Below are 19,455 nucleotides of genomic sequence, written 5' to 3' on the forward strand. Positions count from 1 at the left end.
GACATCCCTTATGCAAATAAACCTCTTTGAATCTATTCGGATTTTTATTGAAATTGTCGACTCGGGGAGCCTTACCCAGGCGGCGGAAAATCTGCAGGTCCATCGACCGGCAGTGACCAAAGCGCTGCAGCTTCTGGAACAACACAGCGGCACGCGGCTCCTGCAGCGCACCACGCGTCGGATTAGCCTGACGCCGGATGGGGAAGCCTTTTATCGCCGCAGTAAACCCCTGCTGGCGCAGGCGGACGAATTACTGGAGTCGTTTGGTGCCGATCGACCGATACACGGCCAGCTGCGTGTGGATATGCCCATCTCTTTTGCGGCGCTGCGGGTGATACCCAACCTGCCTGATTTTTATCGTCAGCATCCTGAGATCGACATCATCCTGAGCAGCTCTGACCGCCGTCGGGATATGCTGCGGGACGGTCTGGACTGCGTGCTGCGGGTGGGCGAGCTGGACGACGGCGACTATATCGCGCGTAAAATCGGAAACATTAAAATCACGACCTGCGCCAGCCCGGCCTGGCTGGCTGAACACGGTACGCCAGAAACGCTGGAGGATTTACGCAAGCATCAGGCGATTAACTGGATTAACAACAGCAGCAGGCACGTTCAGCCGTGGACGTTTACCACGCCAGAGGGCGTCGCGGAGATCGCGCTACCCGGTAAGCTCGTGGTGGATAACTCCGAGGCCTACATCGCGGCAGGCCTGGCCGGGCTGGGGGTAATGCAGGGAATGAATCTCTTTCTCCAGCCTTACATTGACCGCGGCCTGCTGGTTGAGGTCCTGCCTGAATATCGTTCGCCGGACCGCAAACTGTCACTGCTCTACCCACACCGTCATCTCTCCCACAAAGTGCGGGTATTTACCGAGTGGCTGGAGAGTCTGGTGTGAAAGCGGCCAGCTCATGGCATAGCGCACCAATCTGCTCCACGGCATTGAGCAGGCGGGGCGTCGGTTCGTTTGCACAGTTTAGCCGCAGAAAGTGCGTGAGTTCTGCGCCAGGGGAAAACAGGGGGCCGGGGCTGACGCCAATACCCCGCGCCAGCGCGCGGCGATGCACCTCCAGCGCGTTGACCTGCGGAGGAAGTTCGACCCACAGCAGAAAGCCAGCTGCGGGGACGTTTACGCGGGTACCGGGGGGAAAACTGGCCCCGACCTGCGCCACGACGGCGTCTATTCCCTCTGCGATCCGCCGCTTTAGCCGCCGCAGGTGACGGTCGTAGTCGCCGTTTGCCAGCATCTCGCTCGTCGCGGCTTCCAGCAGCGGCGCACCGGCCCAGTCTCCGGCCATGCGGGCCTGCAAGACCTGCGGGTAATAGCGTCCGGCGGCAATCCAGCCGATTCGCCACCCCGGTGCAAGCGTTTTAGACAGGGAGCTGCAGTAAATCACATTCCCGTTCTGGTCGAAGGCTTTGCAGGCCGGAGGACGTTGCCCGTCACCGACCAGGTCACCGTAAACGTCGTCCTCAATCAGAGGAATACCGGCTTCTTCAAGCAGAGCAACCAGTTCCTGCTTGCGCGCGACGGGCATGCTGGCACCCAATGGGTTTTGCACGGTGGGCGAGGCCAGGACGGCCGCGGGACGGTGGCAGTGGATGGCGTCAGCCAGCGGTTCCAGTAACAGACCTTCAGCAGGATCGGTGGGAATTTCTAACGCCTTCAAGCCTAAATCCTCCAGCAGCAGGAGCGTGCCAAAGTAGGCGGGCTGCTCCACCGCCACCACATCACCTGGCTGACACACGGCCCGCAGGGCCAGGCGCAGCGCCTGCGTCGCGCCTGCGGTAATAATCAGATCGTCCGCGCCGAAACGGGCTCCCCACTGTGCAGCACGCGCCGCAATCTTGCTTCGTAAATCACGCCTTCCCGGCGGCAGGCTGTAGCTCTGCCCATGCGCGTCCAGACGACGGCCCACGGAGTGTAACGCCCGCTGTAGCGCATCTCCTGGCAGCCACGCGGGATCGGGCAGGGCGGCGCCCAGCGGGATCAGCCGGGCTTCTGCACTGCTGAACAGCGACCGGGCCACGGCGGACATAGTCACGGGCACCGGGCCCGGCGTGGAACGCGCGGGCTCCGCGCGCGGAGGGAGGCTGATCTGGCGGATGTAATAACCTGAACGCGGTCGCGCAACGATCAGCCCTTCAGCCTCAAGGCAGCGAAGGGCCTCCAGCGCCGTCGGAAGGCTCACGTGCTCGCGTTCGGCCAGTTTACGCGCGGAGATCATCCGGTCACCGACTCGCAATGCGCCTGAAGAGAGCGTGAGGCGCAGACGCTCAGCAATCCGGCGATAGTGTGGGGAGGGGGCAGACATGGGTATCTGTTCAGGCTAATTTTCGATAAAACTGACTATACAGCCAATGATGTGCGCCATCTATAGTGTCCGGCATGTTCAGGACAAGGAGGCATTATGCACAGCGATAATTTCGACATTTCCTCGTATTTCAAACGCATAAACTACACCGGGCCGGCGGCGGCCGATACGTCCACCCTGCATGCGCTGATGCGTCATCAGCTCTTTTCCGTTCCCTTTGAAAATCTGGACGTGCAGGCGGGTAAAATTGTCTCGCTGGCACCAGACGACATTGCCGAGAAGGTGTTAAAGAAAGGGCGCGGCGGGTACTGCTATGAGGTTAACGGGCTTTTTGCCATGGCGCTGGAAGCACTTGGCATTCCTTACCGTTTCGTGGCGGCGCGCCCGATGTTCTACCCCGCGCGGCGTCCGAAAACCCATATGGCGCTCATCGCCGAGGTGGAGAGCCGCCAGTGGCTTTGCGATCTCGGGTTCGGCAGCTACGGCATCCGCGCGCCAATGGCGCTGGACACGCTTGACGTGGAAATCACCCAGGATTTCGACACGTTTCGCCTGAGCCGCAGCGCGGAGGGTGAATATCTGCTCGAGGCGAAGGTGGAAGGCGAATGGGCCCGGCAATACGGCTTCGATCTCACGCCCCAGGAGTGGATTGATTTCGTTCCGGCCAACTACCTTAACTCCACGCATCCTGAGGCTATTTTTGTGCAGAAGCGGGTGGTGGTGGTGCACAGCCCGGAAGGACGCCAGATTTTGCTGGGCGATATGCTGAAAACCATCACGGCGAACGGCACTGAAACGCGGCAGCTGGCGGAGGAGGACATCCGCCATGTCCTGAAAGACCGTTTTGCGCTGACCGCCGCGTAATCGGAGAAAGATGGGGACTCAGCCCGGCCCGTCGGCTGCGGCTTTGCGCTGAGCCCCCCACTGTAACAGCAGGCTAAACGACGCGGGTAACACGGTCAGCGTCACCAGCGTCGCAGCCAGCAGCCCGCCGATGATGGCATAGGCCATTGGGCCCCAGAAGACCTGGTGAGAGATGGGGATCATCCCCAGAATGGCGGCACAGGCGGTCAGACAGATGGGTCTGGCCCGGTGCTCCGCCGCTGCCATAATCGCGGCATCGTTTGCCATCCCCTGAGCAAGATTGCTGTCAACCTCGCTAATCAATATCACCGCGTTACGCACGATCATCCCCGCCAGGGCGATGACGCCCAGCAGCGCGACAAACCCCATCGGCGTGCCGCCAGGCAGCATAGCCAGCACGATCCCCGGTAAACCAAACGGGGCCATCAGGAGCGCCAGCAGCATCCGGGAATATCGCCGCAGCTGAAGCATCAGCAGCAACAGCATGATGACCAGCGTTACCGGAAGAACGGTAAAGACGGAGTTGTTCCCCTTATCCGATTCGGCAACCGCGCCGCCTTCTTCAATGCTGTAACCTGCGGGCAGGCTCGCGCGCAGTTTATCCACCATCGGACGCAGCGCGGCGGATACCGCTTCAGCCCTCAGCCCCGGGGCGAGGTCGGTTTGCACCGTGATAAAGGGCACGCGCTGGCGGCGCCAGATGACCGGATCGTCCACGCCCCAGACCGGCGTTGCGACGGCGCTGAGCGGAATTTTTTTACCGTCATTCCCCTGAATCGTGAGTGAGGAGAGGGTGGCGGTGCTCTGGCGCGCGCTGTCCTCGGCCCTGAGCACCACGTCGACAAGGCGGTCATTATCTCTGATGGACGTGACAACGCTGCCGGACCAGACGGTGTTCAGCGTGCGGGCGAGGCTTTCTGACGATATTCCCGCCGCTCTGGCCGCCGTCTGATTCACCTTAAGGGTGATGACCCTCTCCGGCTCTCCGGCCGTCTGGTTAACGTCGCGTGAGAACGGGGAGCGGCCAATCGCGTCCGTGAGACGGTTCGCAAGCGCCCGGACCTGCAGATAATCCGGCCCGCTCACCCGGTATTTGATGGGCCAGCCGACGGGAGGCCCCAGCTCAAGGGGCGACACGCGCGTGATGATGTCGCTAAATTGCGTCGCCAGGATCGTGTTGAGCTGTGCGTGCAGACGATCCCGCGCCGCAAGATCCTTCGCGACCACAACCAACTGGGCGATATTTTCATTTTCCAGCAGCACGTCCATCGGCAGGTAAAAACGGATGGCGCCTGAGCCAACGTACGTCGAAAAGCGATCGATATTGCTGTTGTCGGCCAGCGCTTTTTCCAGCTTTTCCACCTCTCTGAGGGTTTCCGGCTGCGACGCGTTGGCCGGAAGCGTCAGGCTGACCAGCAACTCGGGCCGGTCCGAGGCGGGGAAAAACTCGCCCTGCATAAACGTCGTGCCGTACGCTGACAGCCCCAGCGCGGCAAGCGCAATCAGTACGGTAGCTAGCCGGTGGCGGAGCGCCAGGCGTAAAAGCCGTCCATACCCGCGCGCGATCCGTCCCGGTCCTGCCGCGTGATGTCTGACTTTTTCCGGCAGCAGCCACGTGCCCGTTAGCGGCGAAAACAGGATCGCGACGGCCCAGGAGCAGAGCAGGGCGATGAGCACCACCGCAAACAGGGAGAAGCAGTATTCACCGGCGCTGGAGGCCGCAAAACCAACGGGAATAAAACCGGCAATCATGACCAGAGTACCGGTGAGCATCGGGAAGGCCGTCGTTTTGAATGCATAGGTGGCCGCGTGTCGGCGGGAATCCCCCGCTTCCAGTCGGGAGACCATCGTTTCGACGGCGATCATGGCGTCATCCACCAGCAGGCCCAGGGCAATGATCAGCGCCCCGAGCGAGATACGCTGAAGGCCGATGCCGGCGAGCATCATGCCGACAAACGTCATGGCAAGCACCAGCGGAATGGCCGTCGCCACCACCAGTCCGGCCCGCAAACCCAGCGAGACAAATGAAACCGCCAGCACGATAACAACGGCTTCGATAAGTACCCGGATAAACCCGCTTACCGCTTCACTCACCACCGCTGACTGATCGGCGACTTTCACCATCTCAATACCGTGCGGCAGCCCGGCGCTGAGGGCCGCCATTTTTGCGTTCAGCGCAGCACCGAAACGCAGCATGTTGCCTGTCGGCGCCATCGACACCGCCAGCCCGATAGCCGGTTTGCCGTTCACCCGGTAGGCCGGGGCCGGTGGCTCGGCGATTTCCCGGGTGACGGTGGCAATGTCGGTCAGCGGAATATAGCGATTGTTAACGTGCAGCGTGACGGCGCGCAAACTCTCTTCGGTAGTGAGCGCCCCGCTGACCTTTATCGCCATGTTCTCCTGCCCGGTACGCATCGTTCCTGCCGGGACAACGGCGTTTTGCGCCCGGAGGGCGTCGGCAACGTCCTGAATATCCAGCCCCATACCGGCCAGGCGCGCCGGAGAAAAGGCGAGAACCCACTGCTCCTGCTGTTCGCCCAGCAGGGTGGTTTTGCCCATATCCGGCAGGGACATGAGCTCGCGCCGTATTGTCTCTGCGCGATCCCGCACCTCCCGCAGCGTGAAGCCTTCGGGAATAAAGGCGTAAATTGTGCCGAACGTGTCGTCAAACTCGTCATCCACGGCAGGACCCTGCACCCCTTCGGGCAGGGACGGCGCGATGTCCTGCATTTTTTTGCGAACCTGATACCAGATATTGGGCACGCGTTGCGGGGGCGTATCGTCACGGAGGTTGACGTGGATAACGGTGCGTCCGGCACGGGTTTCACTTTCGAGATAGTCCAGCCAGGGCGTTTCCTGCAGCTTTTTTTCAAGCGTATCGGTCAGCAGGCGGGTGGTATCCGTCACGGAGGCTCCCGGCCACTGCGCGGAGACGACGGCCGTTTTGATAGTGAATGCCGGATCTTCGTTACGCGGCAGCTTTTCATAGCAGAACACGCCCATCGCAATCACCAGCAGCATGAAAAAGCTGACCATCTGCTGGTTCTTAAGCGCCCAGGCGGAGAGGTTAAATTTCGCTTTCGGTTCTGTGTTCATGGCTGAACCTCTCCGGCCATCACCGGCTCGCCGGATCGTAATGTGCTCACGCCTGCCGTAATCACCCGCTCGCCTGGCTCAAGGCCGGAGGCAATCATGACGGAGGAGGCCGTATAGCCGACGGGTATCACCACGCGCAGCTGCGCCCGCGACTGCGGGGTAATGACAAAAACGGCCGGTTTGTCGCCGACGCGAGTCAGCGCTGACGCGGGAAGCGCGTACCCGTGCGGGGCGGCGGAGGGCAACGTCACGGTGACGCTGGCGCCCAGCGCCATGGCCTCCGGCGGGTTTTGCAGGGTGGCTCTGACGCGCCACGTGCGGGTCTGAGGATCGGCCTGCGGGGTGATATCCCGCAGCAGGGCAGACGCCTGTACTGACGGGTCGCCGAGCAGGGAAACCTGCAAAACCGCCTTATCCAGAGGCGAGATCGCATCGGGCGCGGCAATATCAAACGCCACGTCGCGGGCTTCCCCGGTCGCCAGCGTCAGCACGGACTGGCCGTCGCTGACAACCTGTCCCGCAGAGGCGCTCACGGCCGTGATGACGCCCGCTTGCGGCGCGATCAGGCGCGTCCAGCCGAGACTTTCGCGGGCATTTCGCCATGCGGCCTCGCTGCTTTTTAAGCGCGCGCGGGCGACAAGCCAGTCAGCCCGGGCGCTGTCGAGCTGCGTGCGGGCTATCGCGCCCGTTGGCATAAGCTTTTGCATGCGACTGACGTTAAGCGCGGCGACCTGGGCAGAGGCTTTGGCGCCTTCATAGTCGGCCGCGGCGCTGTCGAGCTGGTTTTGCCCGGTCGTATTATCAAGCGTGGCCAGCAGCTGTCCGGCAGTGACCCGGTCGCCAATATCAACGCTACGCGTCAGTATCCGGCCTCCGGTGCGAAAGCTCAGGGTCGTTTCATCGTGGGCATGGATCTCACCGGTTCTTTCCAGCGCGGGAAGGGATTGGGCGGAGCCAACGACGACGTAGCGTACCTTACGCACTGGGTCAGGTTTGTTTTCGTGTTTATCACCGCAGCCGGCCAGCGGAAAAATCGCCAGCGCGAGCAGGGCCAGGGGAAGAAAATGCAGCCAGGAAAAGGTGCGCGCCACGCCGTACAAATGATGCAGGCAGTGGCGGAGGGAGAGAAAAAATTCGTCTGACATAACGCCGCTCCATAAAGGGAATGGCGTTATTAAATGCGCGCTACGTCGAGAAAGATTCGATGTTCTGTCAAGGCTTTATCAAGAGGGGAGATTTTCATTATCAGACGGATGCCAGGGCAACAAAATGCGCACCGCAAGGCCGCCGGTTTCCGGTAATGACGCGCTAATCTCACCCCCATGCGCCTCGCAAATCGCCCGGGCGATGGACAAACCGAGGCCGCTGCCGCCGGAATGCCGCGCGCGGGACTGCTCCTCGCGGCTAAAGCGTTTAAACATTTCCGGTAAGAACTGGGGCGACACGCCCGGCCCGTCATCGGTGAATTCGAGGATGTAATGCCCGCTGGCGTAATGCAGCGCCACCTCAAGGTGGCCGCCTTCGCGTCCGTAACGTAGCGCATTTTCCATGAGGATGGTAACGACCTGCCCCATACGGAACGCATCGCCCCGGAAGGGGCTGGTGTGCGGGTTACACAGCGTTATCCTGAAATGATGCGCATCCGCCTGGGGCATGATCCAGGCAGCCCGCTCCTGAATCAGCTCATCCAGACAGAACGGCTGATCCTCCAGCACAAGGTTACCCGCGTCTGCCAAAGAGAGAAGGTGGAGCTCGTCGGTGAGGCGGTTGAGGTGCTGGAGCTGTTTCATCACCATGCCCAGCTGCGCCGGGCTGGCATCAAACACGCCGTCTAGCATGCCCTGCAGACGCCCGATGGCGGCCGTCAGGGGCGAGCGCAGCTCGTGCGCCATCGCGACGTGCGAGGCGCGGAGCTCTTTCTCATAGCGGGCCAGTTGCCCCGTCATGGAGTTAAAGTCGGTCGCAAAGCTGACCATTTCTGCCGGTGCATCCTTGATGAGCTCTGCCTAACGGCCAAACTGCCCTTCGGCGACATCCTTTGCCGCATCGCGAAGGCGGCTGAACTGCAGCGCCAGCGGGCGGGCGTGTTTGAGCCCCATCACCACAATAAACGGGATCATCACCAGCACCAGCAGGGCCACCGTGACCCAGTCCGCTGAGGCGATGGACGGTGTGGAATAGCTCAGGCCCCACCAGGTATCCACAATCGAGTGGAAGCGGGCCGGATTGGCCTGCGGGTTCTGGCTGAGCGTAAGAAACTCCTGCCGGACTGCCGGCGGCATCCTGCCCATGATCCAGTAGTTCTGGACCGCATAGCGCAGCCACATGCAGGTGGCAATGACGATCACGCTGCCGATGGCCAGCGCTAAAATGCGCGCGCAAATCCAGCGCCACAGAGAGGCGTGCCGGTTTTTTATCATGGCTGTCTGAACCTGTAACCCACGCCGCGCACGTTGATCAGCACGCCGGAAATACCCACCGCTTCGAGTTTTTTACGCAGGTTATAAATATGGGTGTCCACCACGCGCTCCAGCGCCTCGCTTTCCGGCAAGCAGTGTTCCAGTAAATACTGGCGGGAGAACGGGTGCGCAGGCGAGCGCAGCAGCGTTGCCAGAAGCGAGAATTCCGTTGGCGTAAGATCGAGCATCACAGGCGCGTCGTCGCCGTTGTCCACGCACGCCACAATGGCGGCGACATCCACCGCCAGCGTTTGCCAGCGAAGGATCTTTTCCTCTGTCTCTTTTTTACTGCTGCGCCGCAGCACCGCCTGCACCCGCGCCACCACTTCGCCCGGATGATAAGGCTTCACCACGTAATCATCGGCACCGTAGCGCAGGGCGCCAATGCGATCGGGAGTATCCCCCATGGCCGTGACCATGATCACCGGCACATCGCTTTTACGACGCAGGCCCGCCAGCACCTCGGTGCCGTTAAGTCCCGGCAGCATTACGTCCAGCAGGATGAGGTCGGGCTTCCACCGCTGCGCCATATCCAGCCCGGAAAGACCGTCTCCGGTAATGGTCACGTCGTAATTTTCACGCCGTAAATAGGCTTCGAGCACGCCAGCCGCATCGGCGTCATCTTCAATAATCAGCACTCTTCTGGATAACATCCGTTCACCTTGACCATTTCTTAACACTATCCCGACGATTCATTGATTCAGCCAAATCATACTGCGCCAACATTGTGTGGCTGTTCCTGTCTCAGGAGACGCCAGCGTCTGTAAGGAGAGCAGTATGATAGCGATAAAAAAAGTCCTGTATATGTCCGTCCCGCTTCTGATGGTCGTGGCATCCGCCGCGCAGGCGGATGATGACACCGCGTCTGATTCCTTAACCGTCGGGCTGGGAGGGCAATATGCCCCGCGTTACTCAGGCTCAGACAAGCAGGTGTGGCAGGTGGTTCCTGTGCTGCAGGGACGCAAAGGCGCTTTCTTTGTTGATGCACAAAAAGGGGTGGGATATGACCTGCAAAACGACAGCGGCTGGTATTTCGAACACACGCTGGGCGACGATCCCGGAAGGGCTGATAAAAATTCTGGCTGGCGCGAGGGGGCAAACAACCTGAAAGGGATGGAGGATATTGATGCCACCCTGAATACCGGCCTTGCCGTGGGCTGGCAGGCTGCGCCATGGCTGAGCATGGAAGGCAAAGCGACGCTGCCGTTAACCGACAGTCAGGGGGCAAGCTATCAGGCCTCCGTTACGCTGATCCCGGTACAAAATAACCAGGACACGATAGCCTTTCAGTCTGCGGCCCTGTTTGGCGACAGCCGTTACCTGAATACCTGGTATGGGGTCAGTGAGCAGCAGAGCCGCCGCACCGGCTATCGCCGCTATGCTGCGCCGGGTGGATTTTACGGCGTCGACACCAGCCTGACCTGGAGCCATCAGTTCGATGCTCACTGGGGAACTGTCCTCAGCGCGGACTATACCTGGCTTGGCGACCATGCCAATCAAAGCCCGATCGTGATGCGGCGTAATGAGGGGTCTGCAACCGCCGCTATCACCTGGACATTCTAAATTCGCGGATCATGATGTGAGCGAGGGGGCGAGAGGATTACTTCTTCTTATCCATCATCGCCTTTAAATCGGCAAACGGGTTAAACGTGGCGACGCCCACGTCTTTTTGCGCGTCTTCCCCGGCCACCACGGTGGTGCCGTACTGATCCGCTTCGGTGTATTTCGAATGCTCATGATCGTGGCAAAACAGGCACAACAGCTCCCAGTTGCTGCCATCTTCCGGGTTGTTGGTATGGTCGTGATCGATATGGTGAACCGTGAGTTCACGCAGATTGGAATAGACAAACTCGCGCGAGCAGCGTCCACACACCCAGGGATAAATTTTTAATGCTTTTTCGCGATAGCCGCTTTCCAGCCGCGCGTAGTTTTTGGGGATCAAAGCCATTGCCGGTTTTACCTGCCATGAAAAGAGTGGGGAAGAGTATATCCCATAACATTGCGTCGTGACGAACCCGTCAGTTATGTCAATTTATTTGAACCATTCCGTTAAATAAACGGCATTTATTCTTACCGGGTAATGCGTAAAGTGGACAGAACGCAACGCATTATCAGGACACAGGGTTATGAAAAAGATCGGATTTTTATCCTTTGGTCACTGGACGCCTTCACCGCAGTCCGGCACGCGCTCGGCGGCCGATACGCTGCTGCAGTCCATCGATTTAGCCGTGGCGGCTGAAGAGCTGGGGGCAGACGGCGCCTATTTCCGCGTGCACCACTTCGCCCGACAGCTTAGCTCGCCGTTCCCTCTGCTGGCCGCTATAGGGGCAAAAACAAAAACCATCGAAATTGGCACCGGCGTAATCGACATGCGCTATGAAAATCCGATGTACATGGCCGAAGATGCGGGCGCGGCGGATCTGATTTCCGGCGGTCGCCTGCAACTGGGCATCAGCCGGGGCTCACCGGAGCAGGTTATTGATGGCTGGCGGCATTTCGGCTATGTCCCGCAGGAAGGGGAAAACGAGTCGGATATGGCGCGTCGTCATACCGAGGTGCTGCTTGAGGTGCTGCGTGGGGAAGGGTTTGCCAAACCGAACCCACAGCCAATGTTCCCCAATCCACCGGGGTTGCTGCGTCTGGAGCCTTATTCAGAAGGGCTGCGCGAGCGTATCTGGTGGGGCGCGGGTTCTAATGCGACGGCGGTATGGGCGGCAAAACTGGGCATGAACCTGCAAAGCTCAACGCTGAAGGACGATGAAACCGGCGAGCCGTTCCACATTCAGCAGGCAAAACAGATCCGCGCGTACCGTCAGGCCTGGAAAGACGCAGGGCATACGCGCGAGCCGCGCGTGTCGGTTAGCCGCAGTATTTTTGCGCTGATGGACGACCGTGACCGGATGTATTTCGGTGCCAGCCGCAACGACAGCGATAGCGTGGGTTATCTTGATGAGAAAACGCGCGCCATCTTCGGGCGCAGCTATGCCGCGGAGCCGGACAAGCTGGTTGAACAGCTGAAAAAAGACGAGGCGATTGCCGAGGCGGATACGCTCTTACTGACCGTACCGAACCAGCTGGGGGTGGATTATAATGCGCACGTGATTGAGTCTATTCTCAAACATGTCGCACCGGCAATGGGCTGGCGCGAGTAGTTCCGCTATCAGCCTTGAGATCGTAATGGAAAATCTGGCCCTCTGGTATCGCCGGTTTGGCGAGCCAGAATCTGTTCTGCAACCTGAAAACGCGCCGCTGGGCGCGCTTGCGCCCGGACAGCTCCGCGTGCGGATGCTGTTTTCTCCGGTCAACGCGTCCGATCTTATCCCCATCACCGGCGCCTATCGCCACCGAACCCCGTTACCCGCCGTCGCGGGGTATGAAGGTGTCGGGGTTGTCACCGGGGCGCCCGCCTCGTTTAAGCATCTGGTGGGTAAGCGCGTCCTGCCGCTGCGCGGTCAGGGCACCTGGCAGCGCTATGTGGACTGCCCGGCAGAGTATACGATACCCGTTCCAGACGCTGTCGACTCGCGCCTGGCCGCGCGGGCCTACATCAACCCGCTGGCGGCGCAGATGATGCTGGCCCGCTACCCGCCGCGCGGAAAGCGGGTCTTGCTCACGGCTGCGGGATCCGATTGCGCCATCCTGCTGGGGCAGTGGGCGCGTCAGGCGGGGGCGGAAGCGGTGTACGGCATTCACCGTTCCGCCGTGCATGCTGAACGGCTGGAGGCGATGGGGATCACGCCTGTCGCGCAGCATGACGCGCACAGAATCGGCGCCGTCGCCGCACGCAGCGATATCGTCTACGATGCCACCGGCGGGCCGCTTGCGGAAGCGATCCTCAGCGTGATGCCCGAGCCGGGCATGTTTGTTTGCTACGGGCTGCTGTCCGGGCAAGCCTTCACACAGCGGCGGCCTGCGCCGCGCGTGGCGTGGTTCCATATCCGAAACGGTCTGGATGCGCTCAGCGTTGAGGCGTGGCGCGCGGAGTTCGATCGCATCTGGCTGAGGTTGCCCGACAGTGAGTACAGCGACGTTACGGTGTACCCGCTGGCGGAGTGGCGAAGGGCGCTCAGCGCTTATCGTGAAGGTGGAAGGACCCGCAAGCCCCTCCTGTCGATGGCGGAATGACGGCTATTTATGACTCATATCGCTCAGCAGCACGGCGATACTTTGCCCGCCCGCCGTCTGCTCCAGACCAATCTTGACGATGATGGTGAGCGGAACGGAGAGCAGCATCCCAACGGGCCCGAGCAGCCAGCCCCAGAATATCAGGGACAAAAAGACCACCAGCGTGGACAGCCCCAGGCCCCGGCCCATCATGCGCGGTTCCAGTATGTTACCGAACACCAGATTGATGACCAGGTATCCGGCCAGCAGGATCAGCGCGTCATAAAGCCCGCTGAAAACCAGCACCTGAAGGATAGGGGGGATCGCCGCCAGCACGGAGCCGATGTTGGGAATGTAGTTAAGCGCAAACGCCAGTAACCCCCAGACGAACGCGAAGCGGACGTCCAGCGCCAGAAGCATCACCCAGACGACAACGCCCGTCACCAGGCTAATGGCGGTTTTCAGCACCAGATAGCGGGAAACGCTGTCCAGCGCGCGTTGAATCGCCCCCATTCCTTCAACCGGACGGACCATGATCTGCTGCAGCTTTGCCGGCAGCTGGGGCACCTCCAGCAGCATGAACACCACCGTTAAGAACAGCAGGAAAATGGAGGTCATGGCGTTGGAAAGCTGCGTCAGCAGGCTGGTGACGATCGTCATCGCCGCATTGGGGTCGATATATTTCAGGAGTTCCTCAACCGAGACTTCGATCCCCGCGCGCTGCAGCCAGGGCTCCAGCTGCAGCAGGGGGATCGCCAGCGAAGAGCGATATTTCGGCAGCGTTCGCGCCAGTTCATTGAGCGAGGTCCCCAGATAAGCGACCAGCAGCACCATCGCCACAATAATGATGCTGATAAGCAGCGTGATGGCCAGCACGCGCGGGATGCGCAGCCGCGCCATGCGCTGCACCAGCGGGTTGAGGATCACCGCAATAAACAGGGCCAGAATAAAGGGCACAATAATGTCGGCGGCAAAGCGCACGCCTGTCAATATGATCACCAGCATGCCCAGCATGATGACAATTTTTAACCCGTTCAGGGTAATGATGGGTTTAGCCATGGTGACTCCGCAATTTTCGTTATTTTTATAATAAAGGCGAAAGGCGTTGCAATAAACTAACCAAAATCAAACGGGGTGGGTAAAGAATTGCAAAGACTTTGAGTAAAATCCTGGCTTATGGTACAAATTCGGTGTGTTTAACTACCGAGGACAATTTTCATCCGCAAAGACGAGAAGCAACAACGCGGATAATTGTAATTTTATGGACAATATGTTCAGGACGTACTCTTCAAACAATACTGCTGTATACTCCACCTCTTTCTGCCTGCTTTCTGGTGAGCAACACTGGCGCACCGCACTCTAGTCATTTCTTCTGCCTGAGCTGGCGCTAAGCGCTTAGCTGACTGATTTCAATTCGTATTTTTGGGTTTGCTGCACGCAGCGGGCCACGATGGATTATATTCTCAAGCAGGAGAAAAAGATGTTTTACTGGATTTTATTAGCACTGGCTATTATTGCTGAAATTACCGGCACGCTGTCGATGAAGTGGGCAAGCGTCAGCGATGGCAATACTGGTTTTATTTTGATGCTGGTGATGATTTCGCTTTCTTATATTTTCCTCTCATTTGCGGTGAAAAAAATTGCGCTGGGCGTCGCGTATGCCCTGTGGGAAGGGATCGGTATTTTGTTGATTACGCTGTTCAGCGTTCTGATATTTGACGAAACATTAACAACAATGAAGGTCGCCGGATTAACGACGCTGGTCGCGGGTATTGTGCTGATTAAATCAGGTACCCGTAAGCCGTCTAAAGTGCAGAAGGAGCAGAACCATGCAACAGTTTGAGTGGGTTCATGCGGCCTGGCTGGGGTTCGCCATCGTGCTGGAAATTCTGGCGAACGTTCTGCTGAAATTCTCCGATGGTTTTCGCCGTAAGCTCTACGGCCTGATGTCGATTGCCGCGGTTCTGGGCGCGTTCAGCGCGCTGTCCCAGGCGGTAAAAGGGATTGACCTGTCGGTGGCCTATGCGCTGTGGGGCGGTTTTGGTATCGCCGCCACGCTGGCCGCAGGCTGGGTGCTCTTCGGTCAGCGTTTAAATAACAAGGGCTGGATGGGACTCATCTTGCTGCTTGCCGGTATGATTATGATAAAACTCGCCTGACGCTCATAAAGCCATCCTTTACAGGCAGCGAAATTCGCTGCCTGTATTACGCTTAGAAAAGCAAAACCCTGAAGAGGATGGCGGATGTATCGCACATTAAGCTGGCGCAATATTCCCACCGCGAGAACGTTGTTTGCCATGGTCTTTATGGCGGGCATCGGCTTAATCATCTCCGTCGTCGCACTCCTCTATCTTTCCCTGCATCTTATCAGCACCAAAACCAATGAAATTGATGAACACCGCGCGGCGCTTTCCGTGCAGGGGGCCATCCAGACATCGGTCAACCGCGTCTCCTCGCTGGTGCTGGATAACGCCGTCTGGGACGATGCGGTGCGGGAGGCCTACCGTCCCACGCTCGATACCAACTGGTTGTATAACACCTGGGGCGCCGGCTTTAAAATCAACAACCTCTATGATGGCACCTTCGTGCTTGATGAGCATTTCAACGTCATCTGGGGATCGTTTCAAAGTCAGCCATTTCAGGAGACGAATCTCGATTTTTTCGGTAAGGGGCTGAAGGCGCTTATTGCTCAGCACGCGCGCGCCTTATCAGGCGATAAAAATATCTATGCCGGGATCAGCAAAACGCGAAGCGGCGTCGCCTTTGTGGGTATTGGGCTGATTCGCCCGATGGTCGGAAGATTACAGGTTACCGACGGAACGCGCCGCTATCTGGTAATCACCCGTCATCTGAACGCCAGAATTTTATCCGACCTGGGGTCGACCTTTCAGATCGATAACCTGCACTTTACGCCGGATAAAATTAACGAGCTGAGTATGCCGCTGCGCAGTTCGGCAGGGGAGCTGCTGGGCTATCTTAACTGGCAGGCACGGCTTCCGGGAGCGCAGGCCGCCCGGGCGGCATCCTCTGATATCACCCAGATTGTCGTGCTGGCATCGGCCCTGATCCTGCTCTTTATTCTGGTGAGCAGCGTGGGGCTGTACAAGCTTGCGCGCGGAGAAAGCCAGGCACGTCTGGTGGCCAGAACGGACTGGCTAAGCCATCTGCCGAACCGGCGAGCGCTCATCGAGGCGCTGGATCGGGTGAGCTTACGCGGAGATATCGACGTCAAAAGCGTGGTGTTTATCGATCTGGATGGCTTTAAAGACGTGAATGACATCTACGGCCACAGCGTGGGTGACGATCTCATCGTGGCGATTGCGAAAACGCTGAGTGAACGCGTGCCGCCGGGGGGAATGCTGGCGCGTATGGGCGGGGATGAGTTTGCCATGACAATCGGCGGTGATAAGGCAGAGTCACAGGCCACCGCTTTTGCCGTGTCGGTGCTGGATTCTCTCTCCGCCCCGATTCAGCTGGGGGAACGCACCATCCATATCGGGGCCAGTATCGGGATCGCCAGCGGAACCCTGATTGAATGCACCAGTTCCGAGCTGTTTCGTCGCGCCGATATTGCCATGTACCATGCCAAAATGAGCGGGAAAGGGCGTATCACCCACTACGACGCCGAGCTGAACAGCGCCCGTGAGCGCAAGCTGGCGATTGAAAATCAGATCCGTAATGGTCTGGAGCGCGATGAGTTTGAGGTCTGGTATCAGCCGATTATTGACGCCCGCAGCCAGAAAATGCGCAGCGTCGAAGCGTTAGTCCGCTGGCCGCGTCGCCCGGAAGGGCCGCTGGGCCCGGATACCTTCATCGCCATCGCGGAGACCAGCGGCCTGATTTACAAACTGGGCCAGTTTGTGTTGCAGCGCGCCTGTCAGGATCTCCAGCCATACGGTGACTTAACGCTTTCCGTTAATATTTCTCCCGCACAATTCCGCGATCCCGCCTTCGAAGACAAAGTGGCCAGCGTGCTGGAGACCACCCATTTTCCTGCCAACCGACTGCAGCTGGAGGTCACGGAGTCTTATGTGCTGGAAAATCCGGAGCGTGCCCGTATGGCGATAGCCAATCTTAAAGCGCTGGGCACCGCGGTGGCGCTGGATGACTTTGGCACCGGCTATTCCAGCATTGGCTATTTACGGCGTTTTAACTTCGACACCATCAAGATTGATAAATCCCTGGCCGGGCTGGTGGACCACGATGAACAGGCGGCCGCGCTGGTGAGCGGCACGGTGCGGATCGCCAACGCGCTGGGGATGGCGGTGGTCGCCGAAGGGGTCGAAACCGAAAGACAAATGAAACTGCTGCGGCTGGCTGGCTGCGATCAACTGCAGGGTTTCTGGTTCAGCCAGCCGATGCCGATTGAGTCAATCAGGGCGTTACATCAGGTCAGACGATGCTGATTTACTGCTGCGCCAGCGCTTCCAGCTTGTCGCGAAAACCGGTGACGGACAAGGCCCGGTTATCGGCCCGCCAGCGATCTTTCGCCGCCGGTGCAGAGCTCTGCACGCCAATCAACTGCCAGCCGTTATCTGTTTTCAGCATCAGCGGTGAACCACTGTCGCCCGGCAACGTATCACACTGGTGCGAGAGTACGCTGGTTTGCGCCCAGCCCGTCACAATACAGTCGGTGTGGGTGTAAAGGGTATCCAGATGGTCGACTGGATAGCCGGACTGCGTCACCTTCCGGTCGGCGGCTTTCAGCGCGGCGGTGAGTGCGTCTTTATCGCCGTCAAATAACGGCAGCGGCGTAATGCCGGAAGGGGGGTAGCGTAAAACGATCAGGCCAAAGTCCCATGAGGCGGCCGCCGGTGGCACGATCCAGCCGTCACCATCCGGTTTCAGCCGTTTGCCGAGAGACGGATCGACCCGGCCTTCAATGCCGTGGATTTCATAGCGCCAGGTGCCTTTTTGCGACACAAACCGCAAGGCCACCGCTTTATCCGGCTTGCCGTTTGGCGGCGTTAACAGACAGTGGCCTGCCGTCAGGGCAAGCTGAGGGGTGATCAGCGTCGCAGTACATAAGTTACCGCTGGCGGTTTCCAGTTGACCTATAGCATCCCAGGGCGCTTGGGTGGGATCGGCGACGCGCGTACGGTCGTCATGATTGAAAAAAAGCGTCTTTAGCTCTTTCGCGCTAATGGTGTCATCACCGCCATCATCCGCATGTGAGAATCCAGAAAAAAGACCAAACGTTCCCAGTAACAACACAACAGATTTACGCATATCTCACTCTGGTGGGGGTAATTATGATTATTAAAAGTGAACCCTATGAAAATACTATAGACGGGACAGCGCTAAAGTGGGAGTAAAATCAGCGTGCTACATTCAGGAAAGATAAAAATGGCTGGCGATGAGCGCGCATAAAATAAGCAGGATCAGAATCAGCTCAAACCGATAGCGCCGCAGCATACGCCCTCCGGATAAAAAAAACGGCGCGGAACCTGTTCCGGTTCAGCGCCGGTTTACCAACGTGCCCCGAAGGGCACGGTTTAGCTTGTACTCTTACGCAGCTGGCTGTGCAGCTGGTTTAGCAGCTTCGTGTTTTACTGCTTTTTTGTGATGCTTTTTAGCAGCCTGGGCTTTCTGCTCTACAGCCGGTTTGGTCGCTTTTTTGTGGTGCTTTTTAGCAGCCTGGGCTTTCTGCTCTGCAGCTGGTTTGGTCGCTTTTTTGTGGTGCTTTTTAGCGGCCTGGGCTTTTTGCTCTGCAGCCGGTTTAGCGGCTTTATGATGTTTCTTGTGATGGACAGTTTTTGCTGGCGCCGCGGTGGTCGTTGCAGCAGGTGCCGCAGCAGCCGGTGCAGCAGTGGTTTCAGCAGCGAACGCAGCAGAAGACAGACCCATAGCAGCGGCAACAACCAGAGCTAATACTTTTTTCATGTTCATACCCTCGAATTTGGTTTTTCATTTAACCCCACTGCGGGGCCGTTGAAATAACTATATCCCTGTAAATTCGGGGTTTCCGTGAGTGATTGGTATCGGCGTGTAACGGAATGTACAGAGGGGAGAAAAGTGTACGAACAGACCAAACGCCGCTGCTCGTACAGGTCTCTGTTATCTTTTCAGTGTGGCCAGAATAGCCGCCGGAGACTGACTGCCTATAATCGACCGTGATTCAGGCTCAATAACCACCATTACCGGGGTGACGCTAATGCCCAAACGTTCTGCCAGTGCAGATTGCCGCGCGATCAGATCGGAGCACGCTGTCGTGGTGTCGTTATTCGGTAAAAATCCCGCCATCGCTTGTTGCAGGCTTTTGACCTTATCGGCTGAACACCAGACGCGCCCCATATCTTCAATTACCGAGTCGCGAATGGCGCTGGGCGCAACGGTCAGAAACGACATCGTCAAACCGGCATCCGTATATTGCTTAACGTTTTTCACTACATTGCTGCAGTAAATGCACTGATTATCAATAAACACCAGCAGCTTATATTTTTCAGCGGGAGCCTGAAACGTGATGGGCTGGAGGTCTGCAAGAGAGCGGGTAATATCGTTGAACGCGTCTTGCGGGGTATTATCCGTGGCTGCGAAAGTACTTAAACTGGTCGCACACAGAATCGCTAACACCGTTTTCATTATGCCTTTCATCATTGATCCCTTTATTTTTTTAATCC

At 58.5% G+C, this 19,455-nt stretch carries 17 protein-coding genes and 1 pseudogene; 8 read left to right on the forward strand and 10 right to left on the reverse strand.

The window, feature by feature from the left end; genetic code table 11:
- Positions 1 to 10: 10 nt before the first annotated feature.
- Positions 11 to 895, forward strand: coding sequence for a LysR family transcriptional regulator (locus LLF79_RS14135; protein ID WP_227879694.1), 885 nt, complete (start codon positions 11 to 13; stop codon positions 893 to 895).
- On the opposite strand, the gene LLF79_RS14140 is transcribed toward LLF79_RS14135, so the two are convergent.
- Complete coding sequence (locus LLF79_RS14140) at positions 867 to 2,312, reverse strand: PLP-dependent aminotransferase family protein (protein WP_227879698.1); 1,446 nt, start codon at positions 2,310 to 2,312, stop codon at positions 867 to 869. The two genes, LLF79_RS14135 and LLF79_RS14140, sit on opposite strands and share 29 nt — an antisense overlap.
- A 96-nt stretch (positions 2,313 to 2,408) precedes the next feature.
- Here LLF79_RS14140 and LLF79_RS14145 point away from each other — a divergent pair, with 96 nt between their 5' ends.
- Positions 2,409 to 3,176 carry an arylamine N-acetyltransferase gene (locus LLF79_RS14145; protein ID WP_227879700.1) on the forward strand — a complete coding sequence of 256 codons (768 nt, stop codon included), beginning with the start codon at positions 2,409 to 2,411 and terminating at the stop codon, positions 3,174 to 3,176.
- A gap of 18 nt (positions 3,177 to 3,194) precedes the next feature.
- Here the strand turns inward: LLF79_RS14145 and LLF79_RS14150 are convergent, their stop codons facing one another.
- The 4 genes and pseudogenes from LLF79_RS14150 to LLF79_RS14165 form a co-directional block, all read right to left on the reverse strand.
- Positions 3,195 to 6,272 carry an efflux RND transporter permease subunit gene (locus LLF79_RS14150; protein ID WP_227879701.1) on the reverse strand — a complete coding sequence of 1,026 codons (3,078 nt, stop codon included), beginning with the start codon at positions 6,270 to 6,272 and terminating at the stop codon, positions 3,195 to 3,197.
- A complete protein-coding gene (locus LLF79_RS14155; RefSeq protein ID WP_227879703.1) occupies positions 6,269 to 7,417 on the reverse strand; it encodes an efflux RND transporter periplasmic adaptor subunit in 1,149 nt (382 codons plus the stop codon). The genes LLF79_RS14150 and LLF79_RS14155 overlap by 4 nt, the downstream gene beginning before the upstream one ends.
- 78 nt (positions 7,418 to 7,495) lie before the next feature.
- Positions 7,496 to 8,692, reverse strand: a pseudogene (locus LLF79_RS14160) (sensor histidine kinase).
- A complete protein-coding gene (locus tag LLF79_RS14165; protein WP_008500520.1) occupies positions 8,689 to 9,384 on the reverse strand; it encodes a response regulator in 696 nt (231 codons plus the stop codon). The pseudogene LLF79_RS14160 and the gene LLF79_RS14165 overlap by 4 nt, the downstream one beginning before the upstream one ends.
- A gap of 124 nt (positions 9,385 to 9,508) precedes the next feature.
- Between LLF79_RS14165 and LLF79_RS14170 the strand changes: the two genes are divergently transcribed.
- A complete protein-coding gene (locus tag LLF79_RS14170) occupies positions 9,509 to 10,294 on the forward strand; it encodes a MipA/OmpV family protein (RefSeq protein WP_227879706.1) in 786 nt (261 codons plus the stop codon).
- A 37-nt stretch (positions 10,295 to 10,331) separates the two neighbouring features.
- Here LLF79_RS14170 and yajD read toward each other — a convergent pair whose 3' ends face one another.
- The gene (yajD, locus tag LLF79_RS14175) at positions 10,332 to 10,679 is read right to left on the reverse strand and encodes an HNH nuclease YajD (protein ID WP_003857471.1); all 348 of its coding nucleotides are present in this window, start codon (positions 10,677 to 10,679) and stop codon (positions 10,332 to 10,334) included.
- Between the two features lie 178 nt (positions 10,680 to 10,857).
- Between yajD and LLF79_RS14180 the strand changes: the two genes are divergently transcribed.
- Together LLF79_RS14180 and LLF79_RS14185 are read left to right on the forward strand one after the other, a co-directional pair.
- A complete protein-coding gene (locus tag LLF79_RS14180; protein ID WP_008500518.1) occupies positions 10,858 to 11,883 on the forward strand; it encodes an LLM class flavin-dependent oxidoreductase in 1,026 nt (341 codons plus the stop codon).
- 25 nt (positions 11,884 to 11,908) lie between these two features.
- Positions 11,909 to 12,856 (forward strand): zinc-dependent alcohol dehydrogenase family protein, encoded by a 948-nt coding sequence (locus tag LLF79_RS14185; RefSeq protein WP_227879708.1) that lies wholly within the window; start codon positions 11,909 to 11,911, stop codon positions 12,854 to 12,856.
- A 3-nt stretch (positions 12,857 to 12,859) separates the two neighbouring features.
- Here the strand turns inward: LLF79_RS14185 and LLF79_RS14190 are convergent, their stop codons facing one another.
- Entirely contained in the window at positions 12,860 to 13,894 is a 1,035-nt protein-coding gene (locus LLF79_RS14190; protein WP_063435698.1) for an AI-2E family transporter, read from the reverse strand.
- Positions 13,895 to 14,315: 421 nt separating this feature from the next.
- Between LLF79_RS14190 and mdtJ the strand changes: the two genes are divergently transcribed.
- The 3 genes from mdtJ (at position 14,316) to LLF79_RS14205 (ending at position 17,241) form a co-directional block, all read left to right on the forward strand.
- Complete coding sequence (gene mdtJ / locus LLF79_RS14195) at positions 14,316 to 14,678, forward strand: multidrug/spermidine efflux SMR transporter subunit MdtJ (RefSeq protein WP_008502463.1); 363 nt, start codon at positions 14,316 to 14,318, stop codon at positions 14,676 to 14,678.
- The gene (mdtI, locus tag LLF79_RS14200; protein WP_008502462.1) at positions 14,665 to 14,994 is read left to right on the forward strand and encodes a multidrug/spermidine efflux SMR transporter subunit MdtI; all 330 of its coding nucleotides are present in this window, start codon (positions 14,665 to 14,667) and stop codon (positions 14,992 to 14,994) included. The genes mdtJ and mdtI overlap by 14 nt, the downstream gene beginning before the upstream one ends.
- Positions 14,995 to 15,078: 84 nt before the next feature.
- A complete protein-coding gene (locus LLF79_RS14205) occupies positions 15,079 to 17,241 on the forward strand; it encodes a bifunctional diguanylate cyclase/phosphodiesterase (RefSeq protein WP_227879709.1) in 2,163 nt (720 codons plus the stop codon).
- A 1-nt stretch (position 17,242) separates the two neighbouring features.
- Here the strand turns inward: LLF79_RS14205 and LLF79_RS14210 are convergent, their stop codons facing one another.
- The 3 genes from LLF79_RS14210 to LLF79_RS14220 all read right to left on the reverse strand — a co-directional run bounded on the left by LLF79_RS14210 (position 17,243) and on the right by LLF79_RS14220 (position 19,432).
- Positions 17,243 to 18,064: a serine protease gene (locus LLF79_RS14210; RefSeq protein ID WP_008502460.1), complete on the reverse strand. Its 822-nt coding sequence runs from the start codon at positions 18,062 to 18,064 to the stop codon at positions 17,243 to 17,245.
- Positions 18,065 to 18,343: 279 nt separating this feature from the next.
- A complete protein-coding gene (gene asr, locus LLF79_RS14215; protein ID WP_021241183.1) occupies positions 18,344 to 18,718 on the reverse strand; it encodes an acid resistance repetitive basic protein Asr in 375 nt (124 codons plus the stop codon).
- 174 nt (positions 18,719 to 18,892) lie between these two features.
- The gene (locus LLF79_RS14220; RefSeq protein ID WP_008502459.1) at positions 18,893 to 19,432 is read right to left on the reverse strand and encodes a thioredoxin fold domain-containing protein; all 540 of its coding nucleotides are present in this window, start codon (positions 19,430 to 19,432) and stop codon (positions 18,893 to 18,895) included.
- Positions 19,433 to 19,455: the final 23 nt, after the last annotated feature.

It is taken from the genome of Enterobacter cloacae complex sp. 2021EL-01169, assembly GCF_020733125.1.
GTDB classification, from domain to species: Bacteria; Pseudomonadota; Gammaproteobacteria; order Enterobacterales; family Enterobacteriaceae; genus Enterobacter; species Enterobacter roggenkampii.

Coding starts and splice junctions, on each gene's coding strand:
- mdtJ (WP_008502463.1), top strand. CDS start 14,316: ATGTTTTACTGGATTTTATTAGCACTGGCTATTATTGCTGAAATTACC.
- LLF79_RS14140 (WP_227879698.1), bottom strand. CDS start 2,312: ATGTCTGCCCCCTCCCCACACTATCGCCGGATTGCTGAGCGTCTGCGC.
- LLF79_RS14220 (WP_008502459.1), bottom strand. CDS start 19,432: ATGATGAAAGGCATAATGAAAACGGTGTTAGCGATTCTGTGTGCGACC.
- asr (WP_021241183.1), bottom strand. CDS start 18,718: ATGAAAAAAGTATTAGCTCTGGTTGTTGCCGCTGCTATGGGTCTGTCT.
- LLF79_RS14155 (WP_227879703.1), bottom strand. CDS start 7,417: ATGTCAGACGAATTTTTTCTCTCCCTCCGCCACTGCCTGCATCATTTG.
- LLF79_RS14150 (WP_227879701.1), bottom strand. CDS start 6,272: ATGAACACAGAACCGAAAGCGAAATTTAACCTCTCCGCCTGGGCGCTT.
- LLF79_RS14165 (WP_008500520.1), bottom strand. CDS start 9,384: ATGTTATCCAGAAGAGTGCTGATTATTGAAGATGACGCCGATGCGGCT.
- LLF79_RS14185 (WP_227879708.1), top strand. CDS start 11,909: ATGGAAAATCTGGCCCTCTGGTATCGCCGGTTTGGCGAGCCAGAATCT.
- LLF79_RS14190 (WP_063435698.1), bottom strand. CDS start 13,894: ATGGCTAAACCCATCATTACCCTGAACGGGTTAAAAATTGTCATCATG.
- LLF79_RS14170 (WP_227879706.1), top strand. CDS start 9,509: ATGATAGCGATAAAAAAAGTCCTGTATATGTCCGTCCCGCTTCTGATG.
- LLF79_RS14180 (WP_008500518.1), top strand. CDS start 10,858: ATGAAAAAGATCGGATTTTTATCCTTTGGTCACTGGACGCCTTCACCG.
- LLF79_RS14135 (WP_227879694.1), top strand. CDS start 11: ATGCAAATAAACCTCTTTGAATCTATTCGGATTTTTATTGAAATTGTC.
- LLF79_RS14145 (WP_227879700.1), top strand. CDS start 2,409: ATGCACAGCGATAATTTCGACATTTCCTCGTATTTCAAACGCATAAAC.
- LLF79_RS14210 (WP_008502460.1), bottom strand. CDS start 18,064: ATGCGTAAATCTGTTGTGTTGTTACTGGGAACGTTTGGTCTTTTTTCT.
- mdtI (WP_008502462.1), top strand. CDS start 14,665: ATGCAACAGTTTGAGTGGGTTCATGCGGCCTGGCTGGGGTTCGCCATC.
- yajD (WP_003857471.1), bottom strand. CDS start 10,679: ATGGCTTTGATCCCCAAAAACTACGCGCGGCTGGAAAGCGGCTATCGC.
- LLF79_RS14205 (WP_227879709.1), top strand. CDS start 15,079: ATGTATCGCACATTAAGCTGGCGCAATATTCCCACCGCGAGAACGTTG.